This window comes from Staphylococcus sp. HMSC34C02 (assembly GCF_001838705.1).
GTDB classification, from domain to species: domain Bacteria; phylum Bacillota; class Bacilli; order Staphylococcales; family Staphylococcaceae; genus Staphylococcus; species Staphylococcus borealis.
The window spans coordinates 38,733-39,208 of sequence record NZ_KV838593.1 but is presented as its reverse complement, the minus strand read 5'-3'; positions in this window follow the sequence as shown (position 1 = coordinate 39,208).

Here is a 476-nt window from a genome sequence, read left to right as displayed (position 1 = left end):
AGTTCAGTCAGCTACTGCGAATTTGATAAATAGCTTTACTATATAATTTATGTCCCAGACTACTTTTTCAAATCAAAATTATACACAAAGATTTAAATTGTTTGAGAATTTCTATTTATTAGTATTGAAAAGAACCTAAGTGCTATAACACTTAGGTAAGTAGCTCTAAAGATGGATAATAAATGACGTTGCGCGACTCCTATGTTGATTATTAATGAACATAAGTGCCAGCGCACTTAAGTAAGAAATTCTAGAGATGAATGACGAATGACGTTGGATGACTCTTAGAGCCTTATTTATTGAACACAAGTGCAACTGCACTTGCGTAAGTAGCTCTAAGATTGATGACGAAGTATAGTTGTGTAGACTCCTAGTGTTTCATTTATTGAGCACCAGCGTTACAGCACTGTTGTAAGGCGTTCTAAGATAGATAACGAAACATAGTTGCGGAGACTCCTAGGGGAGCAGTGCTAGTC